Origin of the sequence: Kaustia mangrovi (assembly GCF_015482775.1) — a bacterium.
Classification (GTDB): Bacteria; Pseudomonadota; Alphaproteobacteria; order Rhizobiales; family Im1; genus Kaustia; species Kaustia mangrovi.
The window spans coordinates 1,125,988-1,148,247 of the sequence record NZ_CP058214.1 but is presented as its reverse complement, the minus strand read 5'-3'; the positions used below and the strand labels follow the sequence as shown (position 1 = coordinate 1,148,247).

Sequence of the window (22,260 nt, the reverse complement as noted above, 5' to 3'; positions counted from 1 at the left end):
GTCGTCGAGCCGTTTGGGCCGCGCTGTCACGTCACGGGTCATGAAGTCGTTCCTCTGGCGTCTGGACCGCCCGGCTCGTCGATTGGATAGGACAGTGATGCTGTCCTATCCGCCGCGAACATGCCAGATTTCAATTGGCGACGCAAGTTTCAATATGCCACGCGAGCGCAGACGTAACAAAATTTCCCTGTATGGCGGTCCGGCATCGCCCTGAACGAGCCAGTCCGTTAATTCACCGCATTTTTGTGACACAGCATCGACAGAGCACTGAACCGGACCGGTCATGACCTCTAGCCGACGTATCCTGCCTTACGGGACCTGGCCCTCGCCGATCGCGGCGGATCAGGTTGCCGCGAAATCCCTCCGTTTCGGTCTGCTGCAGACGGACGGCGATGCCGTCATGTGGGCAGAGGGCCGGCCCGATGAAGGCGGCCGCGCGGCCATCATGCGCATCAGGGCCGGGCGAAAGCGGCCGGAGGAGATGCTGCCGGCACCTTGGTCGGCGCGCTCGCGCGTCCACGAATATGGCGGCGGCGAGTTCCTGGCCGCGGGCAATATCGTCTATTTCGTGAGTGCGGAGGATCAGGAGATCCATGTGGCGAACGGCCAGTCGGTGGAACGGCTGACCAACAGGCCCGATCTGCGCTTCGCAGAGCTCGTCCACGATGCCCGCCAGAACCGGCTGATCGCCATAGCCGAACGCCATCCGGACGGTCAGAGCCTGGAGCCGGACAATCTCATCGTCGCGATTGCGCTCGGCGAGCGCCGGAGGGGCGAGGTGTCGCCCCTGGTGGAGGGTGCGGACTTCTACGCGTTCCCGCGGCTCGACGGCGGGGGACGGCGGCTTGCCTTCATCGAATGGGCACTGCCCGGAATGCCGTGGGACGAGGCGCGCCTGATGGTGGCCGATCTGGACGACGAAGGGGGCGTGGCGACGCTTTCCCACATTGCGGGAGGCTCGGGGGCGAGCGTGTTCCAGCCGGAGTGGACACCGGACGGCAGGCTGTTCTTCGTGAGCGATGCCGGCGGCTGGGGCAATCTCATGATGTGGGACGGCGAGGCGGTCCATGCGCTTTGCCCGCGCGAGGCCGAGTTCGGCGCGCCGCTCTGGGTGCTCGGCACGACGAGCTATGCGTTGCTGGAGGATGGGCGCATCTTTGCGACCTATGTGGAGGATGGCGAGGTGCGTGCGGGACTTGTCGGCCCCGGCACGGGCGGGCTGGAACCGCTGGCGTTGCCGTTCCGCGACATATCGAATCCGCATGCCGCGGGCGATGCGGTCTATGCCATCGCCTCCGCCGACGATCTGGCGCCGAGCCTGGTGCGCATCCCGGTCGGCGACGGCAAGGCGGGGGATGTCGAGGTCCTGAGGCACGGCGCGGAGGTGGAGCTGGAGGCCGGCGCGGTCTCGCGCGGCGAGCCGGTGACGGTGGCCCGGCCCGATGGCGCTCCGGTCCATGCACTCTACTATCCCCCATGAATACCGAGGTGTCGGGACCGGACGGAGAGGCGCCGCCCATGATCGTCTCCGCCCATGGCGGGCCGACGGGCATGGCCGACCGCGGCCTCAAGCTCAAGATCCAGTACTGGACGAGCCGGGGCTTCGCCTTTCTCGATGTGGACTATGGCGGGAGCTGGGGCTATGGCCGGGCCTATCGCGAGGCGCTCGACGGGGCGTGGGGCGTGCGCGATGTGGAGGATGTGATCTTCGCCGCCCGCGCCATGGTCTCGCGCGGGCTTGCCGACGGGCGGCGCCTGCTGATCTCCGGCTCGAGCGCGGGCGGCTTTACCGTGCTCGCCGCGCTGACCTTCCACGACGTTTTTGCCGCCGGCGTCTCCTATTACGGAATCGGCGATCTGGACCAGCTCCTGAAGCTCACCCACAAGTTCGAGTCCGGCTATATCTACCGGCTGACAGGCACCGAGCCCGGCGAGACGGAGGCTGTGTTCGCCGCGCGCTCGCCGCTCTGTCATGCAGGCCGGATCTCCGTTCCCGTCTTCTTCTTCCAGGGCAGCGACGATGCGGTGGTGCCGCCCGACCAGTCCCGCCGCATGGTGGAAAGCCTGAAGGGCCGCGGCGTGCCGGTCGGCTATATCGAGTTCGATGGCGAGGGGCACGGCTTCCGAAAGGCGGAGACGGTGATCGCCGCGCTCCAGGCGGAATATGCCTTCTACGCGCGGGTGCTCGGGCTCGAGCCGGCTGAGACGCTGCCGCCCGTGACGCTTCACAATGGGGACAGGATTTCATGAATTTCGCCAGCGACAATGTGTGGGGCGCCTGCCCGCAGGTGATGGATGCGCTTCAGCGCTGCAATGCGGATGCGGAGCGCTCCTATGGCGGCGACCGGTGGACGGAACATGCCGAAACCCTGATCTCGGAGGTCTTCGAACGCGAGGTCGAGGCCTATCTGGTGACCACGGGCTCGGCGGCGAACGCGTTGTCGCTATCCGCGATCACGCCGCCCTATGGCGCGGTGCTATGCCATCCCGCAAGCCATATCATGGTCGACGAATGCGGCGCGCCGGAGCTTCTCACCGGCGGCGCGAAGCTCGTGCCCGTCGAAGGCGAGGGCGGCAAGATCCTGCCCGGTGGGGTGGCGGAGACGGTCGCCGCGCTCGACCATCCCCCGCACAGCGTGAAGGCGTCCTCGGTGAGCCTCACCCAGTCGACGGAAATCGGCACGCTCTACCAGCCGGGCGAGATCGCGGCCCTGAGCGAGCTCGCCCATGGCCACGGGCTCAAGGTCCATATGGACGGCGCGCGCCTTGCCAATGCGGTGGCCGCGCTCGGCCTGGCGCCGGCGGAGATCACCTGGAAGGTGGGTGTCGACGTCTTGAGCTTCGGCTTCACGAAGAACGGCGCGCTCGCGGCGGAGGCCGTCGTGTTCTTCGATCCCGCGCTTGCGGAGGATTTCATCTATCGGCGCAAGCGGGCGGGCCATCTGTGGTCGAAGGGGCGGTTCCTCGCCGCGCAGGCCGTGGGGCTTCTGGAGAACGATGTGTGGCTCGCCAATGCGCGCCATGCCAATGCCATGGCTGCGCGGTTGGCCGACGGGCTGAAGGCGGTGCCGGGCGTGCGCTTGTCTTCGCCCGTGGAGGCGAACGAGCTGTTCCCGATCATCCCGGACGCGCTGCACCGGCGCCTGCAGGCGGCCGGCGCCGTCTATCACAAATGGCCCGGCGAGGACGCCGGGCCGGGAGAGGTGATGATCCGGCTTGTCACCTCATTCGCCACCGCGCAGGCTGATGTCGACGCGTTCGTGTCGCTCGCCCGCGAGGGGGCCTCATCGGGCGCGGCCTGATACGCGAGCCGGCCCGACAGGCACGCTGTGCAAAAAAAAGAGGGCGCTCCGGAGTGGAGCGCCCCCCTCTGGTCATGGGTCGAAGCGTTCGGGCGTCGGCCGTTACGCGGCCTTCTGCTCGATCGCCTTGCTGCCGGTCACCTTCTGGATCTCGATGGTGCGCGGCTTCTTGGCTTCGGGAAGCTCACGCTTGAGCTCGACATGCAGCAGGCCGTTTTCGAGGCTCGCGCCCGTCACCTTCACGAAGTCGGCGAGCTGGAAGCGGCGCTCGAAATTGCGCGACGCGATACCGCGATAGAGCACCGAGCTGTCGGAGCCGGGTTTCTCCGTCTTGTTCGCGCTGATGGTCAGGCTGTTTTCCTTGACCTCGACATTGAGCTCCTCCGGGCTGAAGCCCGCCACGGCCATGGTGACGCGATACTCGTCATCGCCGATGCGCTCAATGTTGTAGGGCGGGTAGCCTGTGCCATTGCCTTCCGCATGCCCCATCGATTCGAGCATGGAGGCCAGACGGTCGAAGCCGACGGTGGACCGATAAAGGGGGGTCAGATCGAACATGGTGAACATCCTCCTGAGAGTTGAGCAATGTTTCGTGCGATGCCCGCCATCATGGCCGGGCATGCTCTGCCATTCATGGGTGCAGACCCGTCATCGGCGCCTGCACAAATCGAGATAGGGAGCGCGGACGGGGCATTCAAGACCTCGCGCGGTAGTGAATGGAGAGCCCGGCTTCGCGCGCCCGAGACTGGCCTGGATGGTGTAGACTGGAGACCGTGTATAGCGATGGCGGAGGGGGCTTTCAGGGAGCGCCCGTCATGGCGAGATCGTTGTTTCATGCGGCCATTGTGGCCATTGCGACCCCTGTCCTGGCTGCCGGCGCCCCGGCCGGAGCGGCCGGGACGGACAGGCCGATCCTGGCGCGCGGCGGATTCTTCAACGCCGTGGAATACACCTGCACCCATGCGCGGCTGATCGTCGAATCGAAAGGCTACGAGGTCGTCCGCAGGGCCGACTGCGCGGGCGACACCTATGGCTTCGTCACGCGCAAGGGCGGACGGCTCTACTACGTCACCTTCGATGCGCGATGGGGCTGGATCGAGCGCGTGGAGCCCATCCCCCGACAATGAATGCGGGATGAACCGGGCCTTCCGGTTCCGTTCAGGAGCCTCCCGGCAACATCGCCCGTATCGTCATGGTGTCGGCGGGCCATGAGCGGATCTGTGTCAGGACAGCCTGAAGGATGCAAACAATGTTGAAGAAGACTGCCCTTGCGGCCGGTGCTCTCGCCCTTGCAGCCATGGCCTTCCAGCCCGGCGAGGCGGAGGCCGGCAATGTCGGTGTCTATTTCGGGATCGGCGTTCCGGGATTTGGCTATGGCGCGCCGGCCCATTATCCGGGGTATTACCCGGCACCGCGCCCGCGCTACCGGCTGAGCTGCGGGCAGGCGCGCCACATCGTGCGCCGGCACGGCTATCACCGCATTCGCGCCCGCGACTGCCGTGGCAAGATCTACGGCTTTGTCGCGCGCAAGCATCATCGCCTCTATATGGTCAAGGTGAACGCGCGTAATGGCCGGATCGTCGGCCGTTACCGGATCTGACGGCTTCCGCGCGTGCGAAAGGTGCCCCGTCGACCCCGCCCGGGCTGCCCCCGGGCGGGGTTTCGGGTATTGTAGCGGGCGGTGGGCACCTATGCGCGACGGTCCGGGAGGGGATATGGAGCTGGTCGAAACATCCGGAAACCCCAGGCCCGAGGGGCTTGAGGGCGGCACGATCAAGACGCGGGACAATCTGCGTCTGCGCTATGCGACCTGCGGCATTCACGACAAGCCGAATCGCGGGACGGTCTGCCTGTTCCAGGGGCGCGGCGAGTTCATCGAGAAATATTACGAGCCCATTGCGCGCCTGCGCGAGCGGGACTTCGCCGTCGCCACGCTCGACTGGCGCGGGCAGGGCGGGTCGGAACGGCTCCTGAACAATCCGCGCAAGGGTCATATCCGACGCTTTGCCCAATATGACGAGGATCTTGCGACCTTCATGCGCGAGGTGGTGCTGCCGGACTGCCCGCCGCCCTATTACGCGCTGGCCCATTCGATGGGCGGCAATATCGTGCTGCGTGCGCTCGCCACGCGCACCTGGTTCTCCAAGGTGGTCACGGTCGCGCCGCTGGTCGGCCTTGCGCCGCACGGGGCGCCTTGGAAACTGGTTCGCGCCGTCACCGCGGTCGCCGTCATGATCGGGCTCGGCAGGCTTTATGTACCGGGACACGGTAGCAGGTTGCCGCGCGCGAAGGATTTCAAGGACAATCCCCTGACCTCCGACGAGCGGCGCTTCCTGCGCACGGCGGCGGTTCTGGACTCGGCCTCCTATCTGGGCGTTGGCGGTCCGACCATCGGCTGGGTCAATGCGGCGCTGGCGGCGACGGCCAGGCTCCGGCACATGGCGACGCAAACCCCCTTCCGGACGCCCGTGCTGATCGTGACGCCGGGCGACGACCGGGTCGTCTCGCCGGAAGCCATCGCCGCCTTCGCGCACGGCCTGTCCATCCTGCCGGCCGTCACCGTGGACAAGGCCCGTCACGAGCTCCTGATGGAGCGCGACCTGTTCCAGTCGCAGTTCTGGGCGGCCTTCGACAGCTTCGTCCACGAACACCGCGACGCGCTGCGCGCCAGTGCGGCGTGAGGCGGGCGCCGGTTCAGGACTGTCCCTTCAGGACCTCCAGGACCTGCGCATGAAGCGCGGGCGAGGCCGAGGCGACGATGTCGCCGCCCTGATCGGCGGGCTCGCCGTCCCAGGTCGTGACCACCCCGCCGGCGCGCTCGATCAGCGGGATCAGCGCGACGATGTCGTATGGCGCCATGGCCACATCGAGCGCGATGTCGATATGCCCGGCCGCGAGCAGCGCATAGGCGTAGGCGTCCGTCCCGTAGCGGATCATCCGCGTCTTGTGTCTGAGGGCGGAGAGGGCGGCGGCCTGCCGGGGCGCGGTATAGAGATCGGAGGTCGTGGTCGAGACGATGGCGGCGGACAGGGTGTCCGTCCCGCGCGCGGCGAGCTCGGTGCGCCCTCGCGCGGTTTCCATATAGGCCTGCTCAGGGCCGGCCACGAATCGCTCACCGACGAAGGGCTGGTTCATCACCCCGATGACGGGCCGGCCCTCGTGGAGAAGGCCGATCAGCGTCGACCAGACGGGAAGGCCGCAGACGAAGGCGCGGGTGCCATCGATCGGATCGATCACCCAGACGAAGGGGGCGCTGCCTTCGCTGCGGCCATATTCCTCCCCGAAGATACCGTGATCGGGAAAGCGCCGCGCGATGAGCGTGCGGATGGCGTCCTCCGCCGCGCGGTCGGCCTCGGTGACGGGGTCGTAGTCCTTCGCGCCCTTGTTCTCCACGGTCAGGCCTGCGCGGAACAGCGGCAGGATCTCGGCTGCGGCGGCGTCCGAGAGATGGCAGGCGAATTCGACGAGTTCGGCGGTCTGCGCGGGCGGCAACAGGGCCATGGGATATGTTCTCCGGCGGTCGTTGAGGGGGCGGCACGCAAGAGCCGCCTGACTATCCGCCGTAGGTAGCCCAGCCGGGGTGGCAGAGGCAACGCTCTCCTCCGGGTAGGCCTCGAATCATGGGGATCGAGGCCGGGGCACTGGCTCATGAGTTGCGTGGCCCGGCCGGCCTTGCTATTGAAGCCGCCGCCAGCGCACCTATCTGGATGTTCGACGCCGCGAGCCCGACTGTTCCGGTCCATTCGCCCGTGCGACCGCATACGCTCCGGTGCCTGCGACGGCATGGGTCGCAAATGTGCGTCCATCGTGGCCGTTTTATGTGCACTGCAGCAATGCAATTGCTCATTTATTGGGCAATCTTTGTGTCGCTCAGTCTTTCGGCACAGGTCCAATAACTCATTGATTAGAAATATTATTATATCGATCTGAGGTGACTCTTTTCGGGTATTTTTCCCCTGTTCTTACTGGACAGATTGTCGCACTTTTGGCGTTGCACCTTGATCCTTGTGCGCTGCAGCGTCATATTGGGCGTGCGGGTTGAGGACGACGTCCTTGCCCGCAGCCCTTCCTGGGCGTTTCCTCCCTAGACTTGGGCCGTTGCACGTCCGTGCCAACGGCCCTTTTTTTGTCCGGAGTTTAGATGTCTCGGAGATGCCCCCTGGCGGTGCCCTATTCCGCAGCGATCCGGTTGGGGCGCAGGAGAGCGGGAAGCTGCGTGACGAGCTGGCGCATCACCTGAAGAACGTCCTCTGCCAGCCTGTAATAACCGCCATGATGGGCGAGCGTCTCTTCATCCATGTAGAGCGCGCGGTTGATTTCCACCTGAAGTGCATGGATGCCGGAGACCGGGCGGCCGTAGTTCTGCGTGATGTAGCCGCCGGCATAGGGCTTGTTGCGCGTGACCGAATAGCCGCGTTTGGTCAGGAGCTCCTCGACGAAATCGGTGACCACCGGCGAGCATGTCGACCCGTAGCGGTCGCCGAGCACGAAGTCGGGCCGGGGCAGGAGGTCGCCCATCATGGCGCCCGATGCCGAGGACGGCATGGAGTGGCAGTCGATCAGCAGCGCGTGGCCGAAAATGCGTGCGGTCCGTGCCACAAGGGCCTCCAGGCACCGGTGATAGGGCATGTAGAGCGACTGAATGCGCGCCTTCGCTTCGGGGAAGCGCAGGGGCGCGCGGTAGATCTCCTCCGAATCGCTCACGATCCGCGGGATCGTGCCGAGCCCGCCGGCGACGCGGATGGAGGAGATGTTCACATAGCCCGGCAGGGGCTCGTCGAACATGGTCGGGTCGAGCTCGTAGGCCTCCCGGTTGACATCGAGATAGGCGCGCGGGAAATGGGCCTTCAGGAGCGGGCAGCCGAGCGAGGCGACATCGGCGAACAATTCGTCCACATAGCAGTCCTCCGAACGGCGCAGGGCATGGGCGTCGAGCCTGGAGACGGCCAGGAACTCCGCCGGATAGACCCGGCCGCTATGGGGCGAGTTGAAGACGGCCGGGAAAAGCTGGGTGCGCGGCCGGACAACTTCGAATGGCGGGGTGAACAGGCTTGCGGGCGGTGTCTCTGCCATGGTCTCCGTCTGCCCCGAGTCCCCTGTCCTTCCGGTCACGCTCCCTCACGCCCGTCTGTCATTATGAACCGGGACGGCGCCGGCGCAAGCCCGTGTCCGCCATGTGGCCGCAAGGACACGCCGGCGCATGGACCGCTATGGGGCACCCGCCCGCTTCACAGGGCGTTTACCGTTCGCAGGTAGACGGGTCTCAAATCGGATTGAACCGGCACCCGGTCCCAAGACCGGCCGGGGCTTGCCTGGCGAGGCGCTCTGGCGCATGAACGAGAGCTATGGCGAAGATACTGCTGACCGAAGACGACCACGATTTGCGGCGCTTCCTGGCCCGCGCCCTGGAGCGCGCCGGCCACGAGGTGACGGAGTTCGGCGATGGCGCGAGCGCCTATGAGGAGCTCAAGCAGGCCCATTTCGACCTGCTCCTGACCGACATCGTCATGCCGGAGATGGACGGGATCGAGCTGGCACGGCTTGCCGCCGAGCTCGACCCGGCCCTGAAGATCATGTTCATCACGGGCTTTGCCGCTGTCGCCCTCAGCCCCGATTCCAAGGCGCCCAAGGATGCGAAGGTCCTGTCGAAGCCGTTCCATCTGCGCGATCTCGTGCGCGAGGTGGACCGGATGATGGCGGCATGAGGGGCAGGCTCCGGGCGGCGAATAACCGGCTCTGCACGGTCCCTCAGGTCCAATCGCGATATTGTCCCCACACCGGGTCTTGCACCCCGCCGCGCTTCCCGATATAGGGTGTGTGCGGTCGCGAGGCCGTGACCTCAGGGCGCGTAGCTCAGCGGGAGAGCACTACGTTGACATCGTAGGGGTCGCTGGTTCAATCCCAGCCGCGCCCACCATCTAACCCCGCACAATCTCACTGGACCGCATCGAACGCCGCACGCTGGCATTCGGACCTGGCGTACCGCTATGTGCGCGCCGCCTTGTCTTCGCGCGGCAAAGGCACTAGTAAGCACAGGTGGGGGCCGGACTGTCATTTTGCGTCGGGGGGACGCCATGGCTTTTCGGGGGGCGGTCGATCTTGTCCGGATCAGCGGCCTGGGGTCGTTGCCTGAACTGTTCGAGCAACGTGCGGGCGAACGCGCGCTTCAGAAGGCCTTCGAGCAGGAAGGTCTGCCGGTCGGCGTGATCGGTTCGCCGCAAACCCCGATACCGCTTGCCGCCATGGTCGGTCTTATCGAACGGTGCGCGCGCCATCTGGGTGACCGCACATTCGGTCTCGATGTCGGCCAGGGCATGCCGGAGACAGCCTACGGGATGTGGGCAAGATACGGCATGTCGGCGCCCACGCTGGGGGCGGCGTTGCGGCGCCTGTGTGCGACGGACTGGGCCCATCGGAGCAGCTCCAGCCTGGATCTCGTCTGGGACACCGACCACTGGCTCTGGCGCAACGTGATCCCGCTAACGGATCTGGATGTCACCCAGCACACCGATCATCTCATTCCGCCGATGATGTGGTTGTGCCGGCTGTATCTGGGCCAGGATTGGCGCCCGGCCTGGATCGAGGTCAATTATCCGCGCACAGAGGGGGCTGCGCTGCTCGAGGACCGGCTGCAGATTCCGGTTCGGTTCGGCCGTCTCGGCACGGGCGTGGTCCTGGCCCCCGCCGATCTCGCCCAGGAGAGGAGGGCCGGGGTGCCCGGAGGGGGCGGTCCGGTGACCCTGCGCGAGGTCGTGGCCGATGTGGCGCTGTCGGACGCGCCGGAGCCGGCGCGGTCTCTCTCCGCCGTCGTGGCCCTGCGTCTTCTCGACGGCAATGCCGATATCGACGGAGCGGCGCGGATGGCCGGGCTGAGCGTGCAGGGCCTTCAGAGGCGCCTGCGGGACAAGGGCTATTCCTATAGGGACATCGTGGATGTCGCCCGCCGCGAACGGGCACTCGCTCTGCTGCGCGAGACCGAATTGCCGCTCATGGATATCGCAATCTCGCTCGGCTATGAGGAGCATGCGAATTTCACCCGTGCCTTCAGGCGGTGGATGGGATGTTCTCCCTCCGAGTTTCGCAGGAGCGGCGAACTGGTCCGTCATCCGGACTGACCCCGGGGCGTGTGTCGCCTCGCGCGGCCCATCCAGGCCGCGATGAGGGCGACCAGCCCGGCAATGATCGCGCAATCCAGGAAGGGTAGGGCGGGCCAGAGCTCGAAGGCGAGCCCGCCGGTAAGCGCGCCTATGCCCTGGCCACCCACATGGGCGCTGGCGAGCCAGCCCGTCGCGCGGCCTTGCGCGGCGCGCTCCACCCTGCCTGTGAGCCAGGCCGTATAGCCCGGCGTGGCAAGGGCGGTGCCCGCTCCGGCGAGCGCAAGCCCTGCGGCGATTTCCCACACCGTGCCGCTTGCAAGGATGGCGGCGGTGCCGGCGCACACAGTGGCCGCGCCGGCGACGACGCTGCCGTGCGGTCCAAGGCGCAGGCGCGGCACGACGAGCATCTGCGTGGCGATCATGGCGATGGCGACCAGCGCGAGCAGCCAGCCGGTCGTCGCCGTGGCGTCGGCAGGGGTGGTGTTCAACACAACTTGCAGAAATGGGCCGAGAGTCACCTGGATCTGCCCGAAGCAGACGGTCAGCAGAAAGCCGATGGCGATGACGGGCCACAGGTCGCGGAGGGAGAGGGGCGGCTGCGGCTGGGCTGTCGCCGCCGATCCGGCCGGCCCGGCCGGTGCCGCCGAGCGCGGCACCAGCGCGACGCTTGCGGTGCTGGCCGCCATCAGCGCGAAGGGCGCGAGCGGATGGAGCGGGCTCGCAATGGCCGCCAGGGAGCCGAGGATCCGGCCAGTGCCGAGCCCCGCACTCAGCCGCGCGAGAGCGGCCGGGCGCGCCTCGGGCGCGGTCGTGCCCGCGATCCAGGCCTGAGCTGTCGGCATCATGCCGGCGCCCGCCACGCCATAGGCGAACCGCGCGGCACAGAGTGCGCCGAGCGCGGCGAGGGGCGGGGCGGGCGGCACGGCCATCACGGCGATTACGGCAAGATGGCTTGCGAGCGCGACGAGGCCGAGCCGGCGCATGAGCCGGGCGCGCCCGATGCGCTCGCCGCGATGGCCCCAGATGGGGGCGGCGACAAGGAAGGCGAGCGAGCCGAGCGCGACTGCGAAGCCGATAGCGCCCGGCCCCAGCCCCACCCTGTCGGCGATCAGGGGAATGAGCGCGACGAATCCGGATTGGCCGACACCGATGGTCGACACCGCGACGGCAAGCCGGCCCGCGCTCTGTGGAGTGTGCGATCCGACCCCCTTATTTCTGTCACAATCGGCATGGTTTCTTGTCATATCGCAGTGTTTATGCAATACGCCATTACGAATAGTAAATAGAGAGCGTCTTTCAATGTAGACTAATTCTAAAAAACAGAAGAAGTATTAAAATTGTTCTTTTAAAACTTCTTAGACTGGTTCTAAATCGACCGGGGCCGCCGTGACAGACCAGACGAAAGCAGACAATATCAGCGCGACAGCCTTCCTGAACGCGCTGATGAGGGAATGGGCGGGCTGGAGCGTGCTCGCACCCGACGCGCATGGCGTGGCGTCATGCCGGGCGCAGTCTGTCGTCCGGTTCCCGCTGGAGCAGTCGGGCTGCGACCTTCTCGCACCGCTCGCCCATCGCTCCACGGTCGGACGGCATGCCTTCGTCTTTCCGCTGCTTGAGCATCGCGCCGGGCAGACGGCGGAGCCGATCAGCTTCGTGCATGCGCTCACCCTGCTGACCCGCGAATCCGCGATTTGCGGCGAGGCGACGGCGCGCCAGCGCATGATCTTCCTGCGCCGGGTGGTCGACAGTGCCATGAACGTCTCCGATGCGGTCGACCGCCTGCCGGACGGGGACGGGCCGGACCGGGCGCTGGCCTGCCGGTTCATCGAGGCCGAACAAGGCCTGAGATATGGCCATGCAGTCCACCCCGCCCCGCGCAGCCGCGACGAGTTCACGCCGGAGGATTCGCGTCTGTTCGCGCCGGAGCACGGTAATGGTTTCGCGCTTCGCTGGTGGGCGGTGTCTCCGGCCGCCCTGGCCCATGAGAGCGCCTGCGAGACGGCCGCGCCGGAGATCGCAGGCTCGCTGATGGAGGCCGATCCCGGGCTTGCCGCCGAGCTCGGCGACCTGCCGGCGGACAGGGTGCTCGTGCCGGTCCATCCCTGGCAGGCCGCAAGGCTGAGGCTCGAGCCCCGGATCGAGCGGTTCTTCGCCTGCGGGCTCGCCGTCGATCTCGGTTCGGCGGGCGCGCCCTGGCTGGCGACCACCTCGCTGCGCGCCATCTACGGGTCCCATGCGCCGTGGATGCTGAAATTCTCGCTGAACCTGCGCCTCACCAATTCTTTGCGCGTCATCGAACCCCATGAATGCGAGCGCGGCCGGGAAGTCTACCGGCTGCTCGAGGGGCCGCTCGGCCAGTCCCTGAGGCAGCGCTATCCCGCCTTCCATGTCATGGGCGAGCCGGCCCATCTCTCCTTGCGCGACTCCGACGGCCGGGTCGTGCCGGAGACGACCGTCGTCTTCCGCGAGAACCCGTTCATGGGGGACGACCAGCCCTCCGCCGCCGTCCTCGCCGCCCTGTGCGAGACGGGGACGGACGGACGCGAAAGCCTCCTGTCGGGGCTCGTGCGCCGGATCGCGCGCGGGGAGTATGACAGTGCGGGCCGGGTGGCGGAGCGCTGGTTCGCGCGCTTCCTGGAGGTGGCGGTCGAGCCGCTACTCGTGGCGCAGGCCGACTACGGGCTGCTCTTCGGTGCCCATCAGCAGAATATCGTCCTCGGCCTCGATGGCGGCTGGCCCGGTGTCCTCTACTACCGGGACTGCCAGGGCACGGGCTATGTGCGCGAGCACCGGGCGGATCTGGAGCGCTACCTGCCCGATCTCGACACTGCCGCAGGCCATGTCTTCCCCACTGCGGAGGCCGCCCGCCTCGTCGGCTACTACCTGGTGGTCAACAGCGTCTTCGGCGCGATCGCCGCGCTCGCCCTGCCGGGCCTCGCCGCCGAAGAACGGCTCGTCGCGCTCTTCCGCGACTTCCTCGAGCGGCTGCGCGGCGAGGGCCTGAAGGACACCTCCGCCATCGACTACCTCCTCTCCTCGCCGACGCTCAAGGCGAAGGGGAACTTCATGATCTTCTTCCGCAACGTCAACGAGAACACCGAGGTCACCGACCCGCTTTCCGCCTATGTCGACCTGCCCAACCCGCTCATGGAGGCGTGAACCATGACCGTTCAGCAGCCCATCGCACCGGCCGCACCGCAAATGCTGGAGACGACCTATCACCACTCCGCCTTCGCGCAAGGCGACCTCGCGGTCCGGCTCACGGCAACCCGGGACGGCCGTCCCTGCCTGCAGGCGGCGGGGGAGGGCGGTGTCCTCGCCGAGGCGGTGCTCCTTCCGGGTGCCGATCATCCGCCCGGGCTCGAGGCGTTCCGCTTCCGTGTCGGCGCGCTTGAAGAGGCCGCGATGGTTGCTGTCCTCGTCGAGGCGGCCTTCATGCGCATGCCGGAGGCTGAAGAGCTGCTGCTGCCGGAGCCTGCCGAGCTGCCCGCGGCCTCGGTGCTCGCTACGGCCTCGCGCACGGTCGACGGGGGGCTTCGCCATGCGGTCGCCCGCCGACAGTTCTACCAGCTTCCGCTGTTGTGGCGGTATCAGGCGAACCATGCGGCCTATCCCTGCCTGCGCTCGTCGCTCGGACCGGACGATCGCCTGCCGCCCCTGCGCCCGCCGCGTCCGGTGGGGACGCTTTACGAGCGCTGGCTGCCGGAGCTCGGCATGGCTCTTTCTTTTCGGCCTATCGAGCGCAAGCGCGACCTCGCCCTCTTCCATGAGTGGATGAACGCGCCGCGCGTCGATTTCTACTGGGAGCTTGCCGGCAGCGAGGCCGAGCATGACGAGTATCTGGCAAAGCAGGAGGCCGATCCGCACATCTTCGGCGTGATCGGTAGCTTCGACGGGGAGCCGGCCGCCTATTTCGAGTTCTACTGGGCAAAGGAGGACCGTCTCGGCCCCTATTACGAGGCGGAGGATTTCGACCGTGGCTGGCACGGGCTGATCGGCAACAAGCGCCATCTGGGCCGGCCGAAGACGCTCGCCTGGTTCCGCTCGCTCACCCACTATCTGTTCCTGGACGAACCGCGCACCCGGCGGGTCGTGGGCGAGCCGCGCGCCTCGCACAAGCGCATGCTGAGCTATTCGTCCGATACGGGCTATGTGAAGGTCAAGGAATTCGATTTTCCCCACAAGCGCGCCGCCCTCATGTGCTGCGAGCGCGAGACCTTCTTCCGTGAGGTGGTGCTATGACCGCCTCGGCGCCGATTCCCGATGCCGGTCTCTGGGCGCGCATCAATCGCGATATCGTCGCCAAGGCGATCTCCGAGCTCGCCTATGAGGAAGCCTTCGCGCCCGTCGCCGCCGACGGCGTCGGCACGAGATGGGCGCTCGCGCTGTCGGGCGGCGTGACCTATCGCTTCGAGGCCGTCCGCCGCATCTGGGGGCAGCTCTCCATCCGCCCGGAGAGCCTCAGGCGCTGCGCGGAGACGGACGAGCCCGTCAGCGATGCGGTCGCCTTCTTTGTGGATGCCAATGGCGAGCTCGGCATGGCGCCGGATACGCTCGCGACCTATGCGAAGGAGCTCTACAGCACGCTGGTGGCGGATGCGCGCCTTGCCGCCCGCGAGCCCGAGGAGACGGCGGACACGCTGGCCGCCATGCCGGACCAGGCGCTCCAGTGCCGCCTCGAGGGCCACCCCAAGGCGCCCGCCAACAAGGGGCGTATCGGCTGGGGACTTGAGGACTTCAGGGCCTATGCGCCGGAGTTCGAGCCCGATATCCGCCTCTTCTGGGTTGCCGCGGAGCGCGAGACCTGCCGCATGGCGCTTGGCCGCGAGACCGACGAGGAGACGCTGCTGACCCACGCCATGGACGGGCAGGAGCGCGCCCGGCTGGAGGAGGCTCGCCGTAGAGCCGGCGTCTCGGACGGGTCGCACATGCTGCTGCCGGTCCATCCCTGGCAGTGGGACCACATGATCGCACCGCAATTCGCCGGAGAGATCGCGGCGGGCCGCATCGTACCGCTGGGAAGCTTCGGCGACCCCTACCGTCCGCAACAGTCGCTGCGCACGCTCGCCAATGCGGCGCGGGCGCACGCGCTCCATGTAAAGTTGCCGATCACCGTCCTCAACACCTCCGCCTGGCGGGGCGTGCCGGGCCGGTACATGGCCATCGGCGCAACGCTCTCCGATTGGCTCGCCGACACCGCAGCGAGCGATCCGGTGCTCGCGCCGGTGAAGGTGCTGCGCGAGGTTGCCGGCGCCTTCTACCCCCATCCCCATTACGAGCGGATCGCGGATGTGCCCTACCAGTTCCGCGAGATGCTCGGCGCGATCTGGCGGGAGAGCCCGGAGGCGGGATTGCCCTCAGGTCACCGCCCGGTGATGGCGGGCGCGCTCGCCCAGAGGGACGGGGCGGGCCGGCCGGTCGCGAGCGCTCTCGTCGAGCGCTCCGGGCTGTCGCACGAGGCGTGGCTCGACCGGCTGTTCGCGTCCGTCGTCGTCCCGCTCTACCACTTCATGTGCCGCTACGGGGTGGGCTTCATCGCCCATGGCCAGAATGTCTCCGTCATCCTCGACGGCGATGTGCCGGCGGGCGTTGCGGTGAAGGACTTCCAGGGCGATCTCGACCTCGTGGCCGACGACTTCCCCGAGCTCGCCACCCTGCCCGCAGCAGTGCACGAGACGCTGAAGCGCCGCCCGCCGGAGCATCTCGTCCACCATCTCCAGACGGGCCATTTCGTGAGCGTCCTGCGCTTCCTGTCCGATGCGCTCGCCAGCCATGACGGGCTCGACGAGACGGTGTTCTACCGCGTGCTGGCCGACCGCCTGCGGCATTACCAGGAGAGCCATCCCGAGCTTGCCGAACGGTTTGCGCTCTTCGACCTGTTCCAGCCCGAGATCCCGCGCATCCGCATCAACCGCGTGCGCTTCGCCATCGGTTATGGCGATGCCGGCGAGCGGCCCGTGCCAGCGCTCGGGAGCGCGCTCGCCAATCCCCTCCATTCCGCCCGGCGGCCCGTCGGGCGCGAAGCCGTTTCCGCCTGAAGGAGATCCGATGTCATGACAGAGAGACTGCTCGACCTTGCCGGTATCGGCATCGGCCCGTTCAATCTGAGCCTCGCCGCCCATCTCGACGGGATCGATGGCGTCGCGGCGCGATTCTTCGACCGGCAACGGGGTTTCGACTGGCACCCGGGCATGATGCTGCCGGGCGTGGAGCTGCAGACCTCCTTTCTGAAGGATCTCGTCACACCCACGAACCCGACGAGCCCGTGGTCCTTCATGGCCTACCTCGTGGCGCACAAGCGGTTCTACCGCTTCCTCAATGCCGAGTTCGAGGCGACGCCGCGCGAGGAATTCGCCGACTATCTGGCCTGGGTCGCGCAAGGCGTGCCGGGTCTGCGCTTCGGGGTGGAGGTGCGCGAGGTCGACTTCGCCGACGGCGCCTTCACGGTCCGTTTCGCCGGCGGCGAGCGGGAGCGCGCGCGCAATATCGCGCTCGGCGTGGGGCTCGCGGCCCATATGCCCGACTGGGCCAAGCCGCATCTGGGCGCGCGGTGTTTCCATTCGTCTGAGAGCGCACACCGGCTCCCCGAGCTCGAGGCGCGGCGCATCGCCGTCGTCGGCGGCGGGCAGAGCGGTGCGGAGATCGTTCTCCACCTCCTCACCGACGAGCGCTTCGCCGGCTGCGAGATCGTCTGGCTGAGCCGCCGGGCGAACTTCCAGCCGCTCGACGACACGCCGTTCACCAACGAGCTCTTCACGCCGGACTATGTGGAGCGTTTCCACGGGCTCGCCGAAGGGCGCAAGGCGGCCATCGTCGCTCATCAGAAGCTTGCCGGCGACGGCATCTCGCCTTCCACGCTGAGGGCGCTCTACCGCCGCCTCTACAGCCTCGGGCGCCAGTCGCGGGGCGAGGGGCCGATCGCCCCGATGCCGCATCGCGAGGTGCTGGAAGCGGAGGCGCGCAATGGCGAGTTCCGGCTCGTCGCGCGCAACGGTTTCGACGGCGGCATCGACGTTGCGACCGTCGACGCCGTGGTGCTCGCGACCGGATACGGCTTCGCCGTGCCCGATTGCCTCGCGCCGCTGAGGCACAGGCTTGCCTTCGACGAGCATGGTTATTTCCGCATCGATCAGGACTTCGCGGTCCATTGGGACGGCCCGCGTGACAACCGGGTGTTCGCACTCAATGCCGGGCGGCTCAGCCACGGCATCGCCGAACCCCAGCTCAGCCTCATGGCATGGCGCAGCGCGATCATCGCCAATGCGTTGCTGGGGCGTGCCCATTTCGACGTGGAGATGCCGCCGCCGCTGGTGCGCTGGGCCACGGGGGGCGAGCCCCTGCCATCCATCGAAACCCTGAATGTCTGACGCTTGGCCTTGAAGAAGAGGGGGGAATTATGCGTCGCCTTTTTGTTGTGAGTCTGGTCATGGCCTGCGCATCGAGCGGGGCTGTCGCACAGGATGCCGATCCGGGGCCGGAGACGGGCGCCGGGGAGATCGCGCTCGACGCCATTACGGTGACGACCGCGACGCGCGCCGACCGCGAGCTTGCCGACGTGCCGCAGTCGGTACAGGTGATCGACCGCGCCGAGATCGAGGAGCAGCTGGAGATGACCAGCAGCGCCTCGGAAGTGCTGGCGAAGCTCATTCCGGGCTTCTCGGTCTCCAACGAGACCATTTCCGGCGCCTCCGAATCCTTCCGGGGGCGCGGGCTTCTGGTCATGATCGACGGCGTGCCGCTCAACACGCCGCTGCGCGATGTCTCGAGGCTCCTGTCGCTCGTCGATCTCCATACGGTGGAGCGCATCGAGGTCGTGGCGGGGGCGTCGAGCCTCTATGGCAGCGGTGCGACGGGCGGTACGGTCAACTTCATTACCCGCAAGGGCGAGGGCGCCCCGTTCAACGCGGATGTGGACGTGTCGCTGCGTGGCTTCACGCACGATCTCGGCGATTCGCTCAGCCCCGAGGTCTCCGCCACGGTCTCCGGCGCGAAGGACGGCTTCGACTATCTCGTGACCGGGACGGGCCAGTTCGCCAGCAAGACCTACGATGGCGCGGGCCGCGAGCTGCCGTCGGACGGCATGCTGGGGCAGGGCGGCGGGGACCGCTTCGATTCGGGCAACCTCTACGCCAAGCTCGGCTATCAGTTCGACGAGGCCAAACGCCTCGACGTGTCGGCCTTCTGGGTCTATCTCGACCAGGATCCGAAATGGCTGACGGCCTACGGCCCGGACTATGCGCAGCCCGACTTCTCCGAGCCCTATCCGGGTCAGAGCGTTCTGGAGAACACCAAGTCCTTCTCGGTGCGTTACACCGACGAGGACTTCGCGCTCGGCAAACTCAGCATTGTCGGCTACTACAACGACATCAAGAAGCGCTTCAACTACACCGACTACGATCCGACCTACAACAATCTGGTCTATTTCTCCGGCGATGCGAGCGATCCGACCGCCTGGTTCAACCAGACGGAGCTCTACTCCGACCGCGTCGGTGTCAATGCGACGGTCGACACCCCGCTGACCGGCCTCCTCGACGGCTGGACGCTGACCTGGGGGGCGGATGTCACCTATGAGAAGACCTATCAGCAGCTCGTCAACGGCGAGGACGTCTTCACGCCGCTCGAGCAGTACAATTATGCGGGCTTCGCCCAGCTCCAGATCCCGATCGGCGACCGGCTGACCCTGCGCGGCGGGGCGCGCTACGAATATCTCGATCTCGAGGTCAGCGACTTCGACCGGCCGGACGTCTTCTACGGCGTCGCGCCGGGCCTTGGCTACGTGCTGCCGGAGCTTCATGTGACCGGCGGAGACTTCAACTACGACGCGCTCACCTTCAATCTCGGCGCGACCTTCGAGTTGACCGACACGGTGGAGCTCTATGGCGGCTTCAGCCAGGGCTTCGCGCTGCCCGATGTCGGCGCCTTCACGCGGCGTGCGGGGGCATCGCTCGCCTATGCCTGCCCGGTGCCCAACACGCCCTGCAGCCTGCCGCCCGGCACATCGGTCGGCTATGGCGATATCGCACCGGAGGCCCAGATCGTGAACAATTACGAGCTCGGCATCCGCGGGTCCCTCGGGCGGGTCAGCGGCAGCGTGGCCGGCTTCATCTCCACCTCCAAGGACGGCGTGACCTTCGACAGCCGCACCAACGAGCTCAGCCAGCAGAAGGAGATCATCTACGGCGTGGAGGCGACCGGCGAGGTGCGCGTGACCGACCAGCTCGCGCTTGGCGGCATCTTCACCTATCGCGAGGGCAAGTACGATTCCGACGGCGATGGCGATATCGACGCTCATCTGCCCAACAACCGCATCGCCACACCCTTCCGCGGCACGCTCTACGGCAACTATTTCTTCGACAATGGCGCCATGGTGCGGCTGGAGGGCGAGTTCTGGTCTGACCGCGACGTGTTCGACGGCGACGGGCGCTATCCCATCGATGGCGGGGCGACAATGAACGTTTCGGCGAGCCACCCGCTCGCGGGCGGTCAGGCCTATGCCTCCGTCAGCAACCTGTTCGACGCGACGGTCGAGAACCCGACCGCCACCGCGACGCGCAACCTCACCGTCTATTCCTGGGGGCGCACCGTCACGGTCGGCTATCGAAGGGCGTTCTGAGGCGATGTCGTCAGCCAATCCCCCTTACCCTCCCATTGCCTTGCGGCAATGGCCCCCACCCTCTCCCGCAAGGGGAGAGGGAAGACCGCAAGTCGTGCGGCTTGCGAACCCTCTCCCCTTGCGGGAGAGGGTGGCGCCGAAGGCGCCGGGTGAGGGGGCTGCATCAGGGACAAGACGCCATGACCGCTGCGACCATTGCCGGCATGGGGCGGTGGCGGCTCTTCGTGATCCTTGCCGGGCTCTATCTCGCCCAGTCGATCCCGACCTATCTGATCGCCGCGGCCATTCCGCCGATCATGCGCGAGGCGGGCGTGTCGCGCAGCATGATCGGGCTGATCAGCGTGCTCATGCTGCCGCTGGTACTGAAATTCCTGTGGGCGCCGCAGGTGGACCGGCTCCGGCCCATTGCACGCGCGCACCGTGCTGGCTGGGTGCTCATCACGCAGTGCGGCATCGTTGCGGCAATCGCATCCCTGGCGCTGATCGAGCCGAGCGATGCGGTGGCCTTCCTCGCCATCGGCTTCGTCATGGCGCTCTTCCTGTCGACGCAGGATATCGCGACGGACGGCTATGCGACGCGCTCGCTCGCGCGCCGCGACCGGCCCATCGGCAATGCGATCCAGGGAGGGGCTGTGGCCTTCGGCGTCGTGGTGGGCGGCACGCTGAGCCTGATCGTCTACAAGCATTTCGGATGGCAGCCCATGGTCCTCGTCATTGCGGCCGTCTCGCTTGTGCCGCTCGTGGCGGCCTTTGCCATGCGCGAAGGCGAGGACGGACCGGCGCCGGGTGCTGCGGCGGGGCCTCGCCCCTCGCTGCGTGCCTTCCTGGCGCGTCCGGAGGCGCGCTCGGTGCTGGCGATCGCGCTGGTCTACCGGGCGAGCGAGGGCTTCGTTAAGGCGATGGAGGGGCCCTATATGGTCGACCGCGGCGTCCCGCTCGACGTGATCGGCTATCTCTCCGGCGGGTCGGCGGCGACTGCGGGGCTGGTCGGCTCGGGGCTTGCCGCCATCCTGCTGCTCAAGATGGGGCAGGGGCGCGTTCTGGGGCTTCTGGGCGCCTTGCGCACCGTCTGCTTTGCGCTCTTCGCGCTCCATGCCTTCGATGTGGTGACGGGCTACTGGCCGCTCTTCGGCGCGGCGGCGTTCCAGACGCTCATTCGCTATATGGAGATCGTCGCGCTCTACAGCCTGTTCATGGCGGTGGCGTCCTCCGACCAGCCGGGCACGGATTTCACCGTGCTCGCCTGCGCGCAGTTGATCGTCTATCTGGTCGGGTCGAGCCTTGCCGGCGTGCTGGCCGACTGGCTCGGCTACGGCGTGCTGTTCGCGCTGGCAACGGCGATCTCGGCCGTGGCCGTCATCGTGGCGGTGCCGCTGGTCGCCCGCGCGCGGGCCATGGGGGAGGAGCCTTCGGCCCCGCCGGGGGCGGAGCTACTGGAGACCCGTTGATCCGGTGATCGGGTCTGGCGCCGCCGGCCGATGTGCGCCGGGGCGCAGATCGGGCGGGTAGGGTGTGACGGTCCCGGTGTCGGCGACATCCGGGTCGACCCGGGTTTCCCGCTCCAGAAGGCGCAGGAAGAAGGCCACCATGTCGACGCTGTCCCATTGGGCCGGGCCGACGAGGCGGCCGATCTCCCGGCCTGTGCCGTCGAGCACGATGGTTGTCGGAATGCCCCAGACCTCGTAGGCCCGGGCCAGCCGGCTCTTGTCGGCGAAATACGCCGTGAGATGCGAGATGTCGTTGCGTGCGAAGAACGCGCTCACCTTGCCGGGCGCGTCGCCATCGTCGACGGAGATCGCCACGACCTCGAAATCGTCTGCGCCCAGAACGTCCTGGAGCCGATCCAGAGACGCCATTTCCTCACGGCAGGGCGGGCACCACGTGGCCCACAGATTGATCAGGCGGAGCTTGCCGTCGGGCGCGGCGATGTCTCTGACGCCGTCCGGCGCCTCCACGGCGAAAGGCTGCCTCTCTCGCGGCGTCTCGTGCAGCGCGAGCCGGGTCTGTGCCGACAGGGGCGATGCTCCTGCAAGTATCGGTGAAACAAGAGCAATCGCCAGAAAAGTTGCTTTCGCAATGTGCATGACGCAGGCCCTGTCTAGATCGCCTCGGCAAGTCAGGAAATCACGACGTTGCTTTACGAAGTATGAAGGCGCATCAGATCATCGCCCCGATATGTGAGCAATTTTAATAAAAACAGAGCGCGCGAATCTCTGTCCGATTGTGCTCTTGAGCTTGACCAATTGTT

19 protein-coding genes and 1 tRNA gene are annotated in these 22,260 nt (G+C 67.1%); 15 read left to right on the top strand and 5 right to left on the bottom strand.

Features of this window, described 5'->3' with window-relative positions:
* Window positions 1–283 precede the first annotated feature (283 nt).
* Genes HW532_RS05480 through HW532_RS05470 form a run of 3 tightly spaced genes read left to right on the top strand, consistent with a single transcriptional unit; the run spans window position 284 to window position 3,302 of the window.
* A complete protein-coding gene (locus tag HW532_RS05480; RefSeq protein WP_213163428.1) occupies window positions 284–1,480 on the top strand; it encodes a TolB family protein in 1,197 nt (398 codons plus the stop codon).
* An 8-nt stretch (window positions 1,481–1,488) separates the two neighbouring features.
* A complete protein-coding gene (locus tag HW532_RS05475; protein WP_213163427.1) occupies window positions 1,489–2,250 on the top strand; it encodes an alpha/beta hydrolase family protein in 762 nt (253 codons plus the stop codon).
* On the top strand, window positions 2,247–3,302 hold the full coding sequence (locus HW532_RS05470; protein WP_213163426.1) for a threonine aldolase family protein: 1,056 nt from the start codon (window positions 2,247–2,249) through the stop codon (window positions 3,300–3,302). The genes HW532_RS05475 and HW532_RS05470 overlap by 4 nt, the downstream gene beginning before the upstream one ends.
* A gap of 102 nt (window positions 3,303–3,404) precedes the next feature.
* Here HW532_RS05470 and HW532_RS05465 read toward each other — a convergent pair whose 3' ends face one another.
* Window positions 3,405–3,869 carry an Hsp20 family protein gene (locus tag HW532_RS05465; RefSeq protein WP_425491926.1) on the bottom strand — a complete coding sequence of 155 codons (465 nt, stop codon included), beginning with the start codon at window positions 3,867–3,869 and terminating at the stop codon, window positions 3,405–3,407.
* A gap of 248 nt (window positions 3,870–4,117) precedes the next feature.
* Here HW532_RS05465 and HW532_RS05460 point away from each other — a divergent pair, with 248 nt between their 5' ends.
* The 3 genes from HW532_RS05460 to HW532_RS05450 all read left to right on the top strand — a co-directional run bounded on the left by HW532_RS05460 (window position 4,118) and on the right by HW532_RS05450 (window position 5,983).
* A complete protein-coding gene (locus tag HW532_RS05460; protein ID WP_213163424.1) occupies window positions 4,118–4,429 on the top strand; it encodes a hypothetical protein in 312 nt (103 codons plus the stop codon).
* Between the two features lie 122 nt (window positions 4,430–4,551).
* Entirely contained in the window at window positions 4,552–4,902 is a 351-nt protein-coding gene (locus tag HW532_RS05455; RefSeq protein WP_213163423.1) for a hypothetical protein, read from the top strand.
* 115 nt (window positions 4,903–5,017) lie between these two features.
* Complete coding sequence (locus HW532_RS05450; RefSeq protein ID WP_213163422.1) at window positions 5,018–5,983, top strand: alpha/beta hydrolase; 966 nt, start codon at window positions 5,018–5,020, stop codon at window positions 5,981–5,983.
* Window positions 5,984–5,996: 13 nt separating this feature from the next.
* Here the strand turns inward: HW532_RS05450 and hisN are convergent, their stop codons facing one another.
* Together hisN and HW532_RS05440 are read right to left on the bottom strand one after the other, a co-directional pair.
* A complete protein-coding gene (hisN, locus tag HW532_RS05445) occupies window positions 5,997–6,803 on the bottom strand; it encodes a histidinol-phosphatase (protein WP_213163421.1) in 807 nt (268 codons plus the stop codon).
* A gap of 669 nt (window positions 6,804–7,472) precedes the next feature.
* Entirely contained in the window at window positions 7,473–8,375 is a 903-nt protein-coding gene (locus tag HW532_RS05440) for an N-formylglutamate amidohydrolase (protein WP_213163420.1), read from the bottom strand.
* 272 nt (window positions 8,376–8,647) lie between these two features.
* Between HW532_RS05440 and cpdR the strand changes: the two genes are divergently transcribed.
* The 3 genes from cpdR (at window position 8,648) to HW532_RS05425 (ending at window position 10,417) form a co-directional block, all read left to right on the top strand.
* Window positions 8,648–9,007: a cell cycle two-component system response regulator CpdR gene (cpdR, locus tag HW532_RS05435; RefSeq protein WP_213163419.1), complete on the top strand. Its 360-nt coding sequence runs from the start codon at window positions 8,648–8,650 to the stop codon at window positions 9,005–9,007.
* Between the two features lie 137 nt (window positions 9,008–9,144).
* Window positions 9,145–9,219 (top strand) — tRNA-Val (locus HW532_RS05430).
* Between the two features lie 157 nt (window positions 9,220–9,376).
* The gene (locus HW532_RS05425) at window positions 9,377–10,417 is read left to right on the top strand and encodes an AraC family transcriptional regulator (protein ID WP_213163418.1); all 1,041 of its coding nucleotides are present in this window, start codon (window positions 9,377–9,379) and stop codon (window positions 10,415–10,417) included.
* Here the strand turns inward: HW532_RS05425 and HW532_RS05420 are convergent.
* Window positions 10,405–11,559 (bottom strand): MFS transporter, encoded by a 1,155-nt coding sequence (locus tag HW532_RS05420; protein WP_213163417.1) that lies wholly within the window; start codon window positions 11,557–11,559, stop codon window positions 10,405–10,407. The two genes, HW532_RS05425 and HW532_RS05420, sit on opposite strands and share 13 nt — an antisense overlap.
* 226 nt (window positions 11,560–11,785) lie before the next feature.
* Between HW532_RS05420 and HW532_RS05415 the strand changes: the two genes are divergently transcribed.
* From HW532_RS05415 to HW532_RS05390, 6 genes are all read left to right on the top strand, one after another.
* Window positions 11,786–13,558, top strand: coding sequence for an IucA/IucC family protein (locus tag HW532_RS05415; RefSeq protein WP_246479565.1), 1,773 nt, complete (start codon window positions 11,786–11,788; stop codon window positions 13,556–13,558).
* A 3-nt stretch (window positions 13,559–13,561) separates the two neighbouring features.
* Window positions 13,562–14,641, top strand: a complete 1,080-nt coding sequence (locus HW532_RS05410; protein ID WP_213163416.1) for a GNAT family N-acetyltransferase — start codon at window positions 13,562–13,564, stop codon at window positions 14,639–14,641.
* On the top strand, window positions 14,638–16,437 hold the full coding sequence (locus HW532_RS05405) for an IucA/IucC family protein (protein ID WP_213163415.1): 1,800 nt from the start codon (window positions 14,638–14,640) through the stop codon (window positions 16,435–16,437). The genes HW532_RS05410 and HW532_RS05405 overlap by 4 nt, the downstream gene beginning before the upstream one ends.
* A 15-nt stretch (window positions 16,438–16,452) precedes the next feature.
* Complete coding sequence (locus HW532_RS05400; protein ID WP_213163414.1) at window positions 16,453–17,766, top strand: lysine N(6)-hydroxylase/L-ornithine N(5)-oxygenase family protein; 1,314 nt, start codon at window positions 16,453–16,455, stop codon at window positions 17,764–17,766.
* A gap of 59 nt (window positions 17,767–17,825) precedes the next feature.
* Window positions 17,826–20,012, top strand: a complete 2,187-nt coding sequence (locus HW532_RS05395) for a TonB-dependent receptor (protein WP_281397160.1) — start codon at window positions 17,826–17,828, stop codon at window positions 20,010–20,012.
* Window positions 20,013–20,191: 179 nt separating this feature from the next.
* Entirely contained in the window at window positions 20,192–21,460 is a 1,269-nt protein-coding gene (locus tag HW532_RS05390) for an MFS transporter (RefSeq protein ID WP_213163412.1), read from the top strand.
* Here the strand turns inward: HW532_RS05390 and HW532_RS05385 are convergent.
* Window positions 21,443–22,096 carry a TlpA family protein disulfide reductase gene (locus tag HW532_RS05385; protein WP_246479564.1) on the bottom strand — a complete coding sequence of 218 codons (654 nt, stop codon included), beginning with the start codon at window positions 22,094–22,096 and terminating at the stop codon, window positions 21,443–21,445. The two genes, HW532_RS05390 and HW532_RS05385, sit on opposite strands and share 18 nt — an antisense overlap.
* Window positions 22,097–22,260 lie beyond the last annotated feature (164 nt).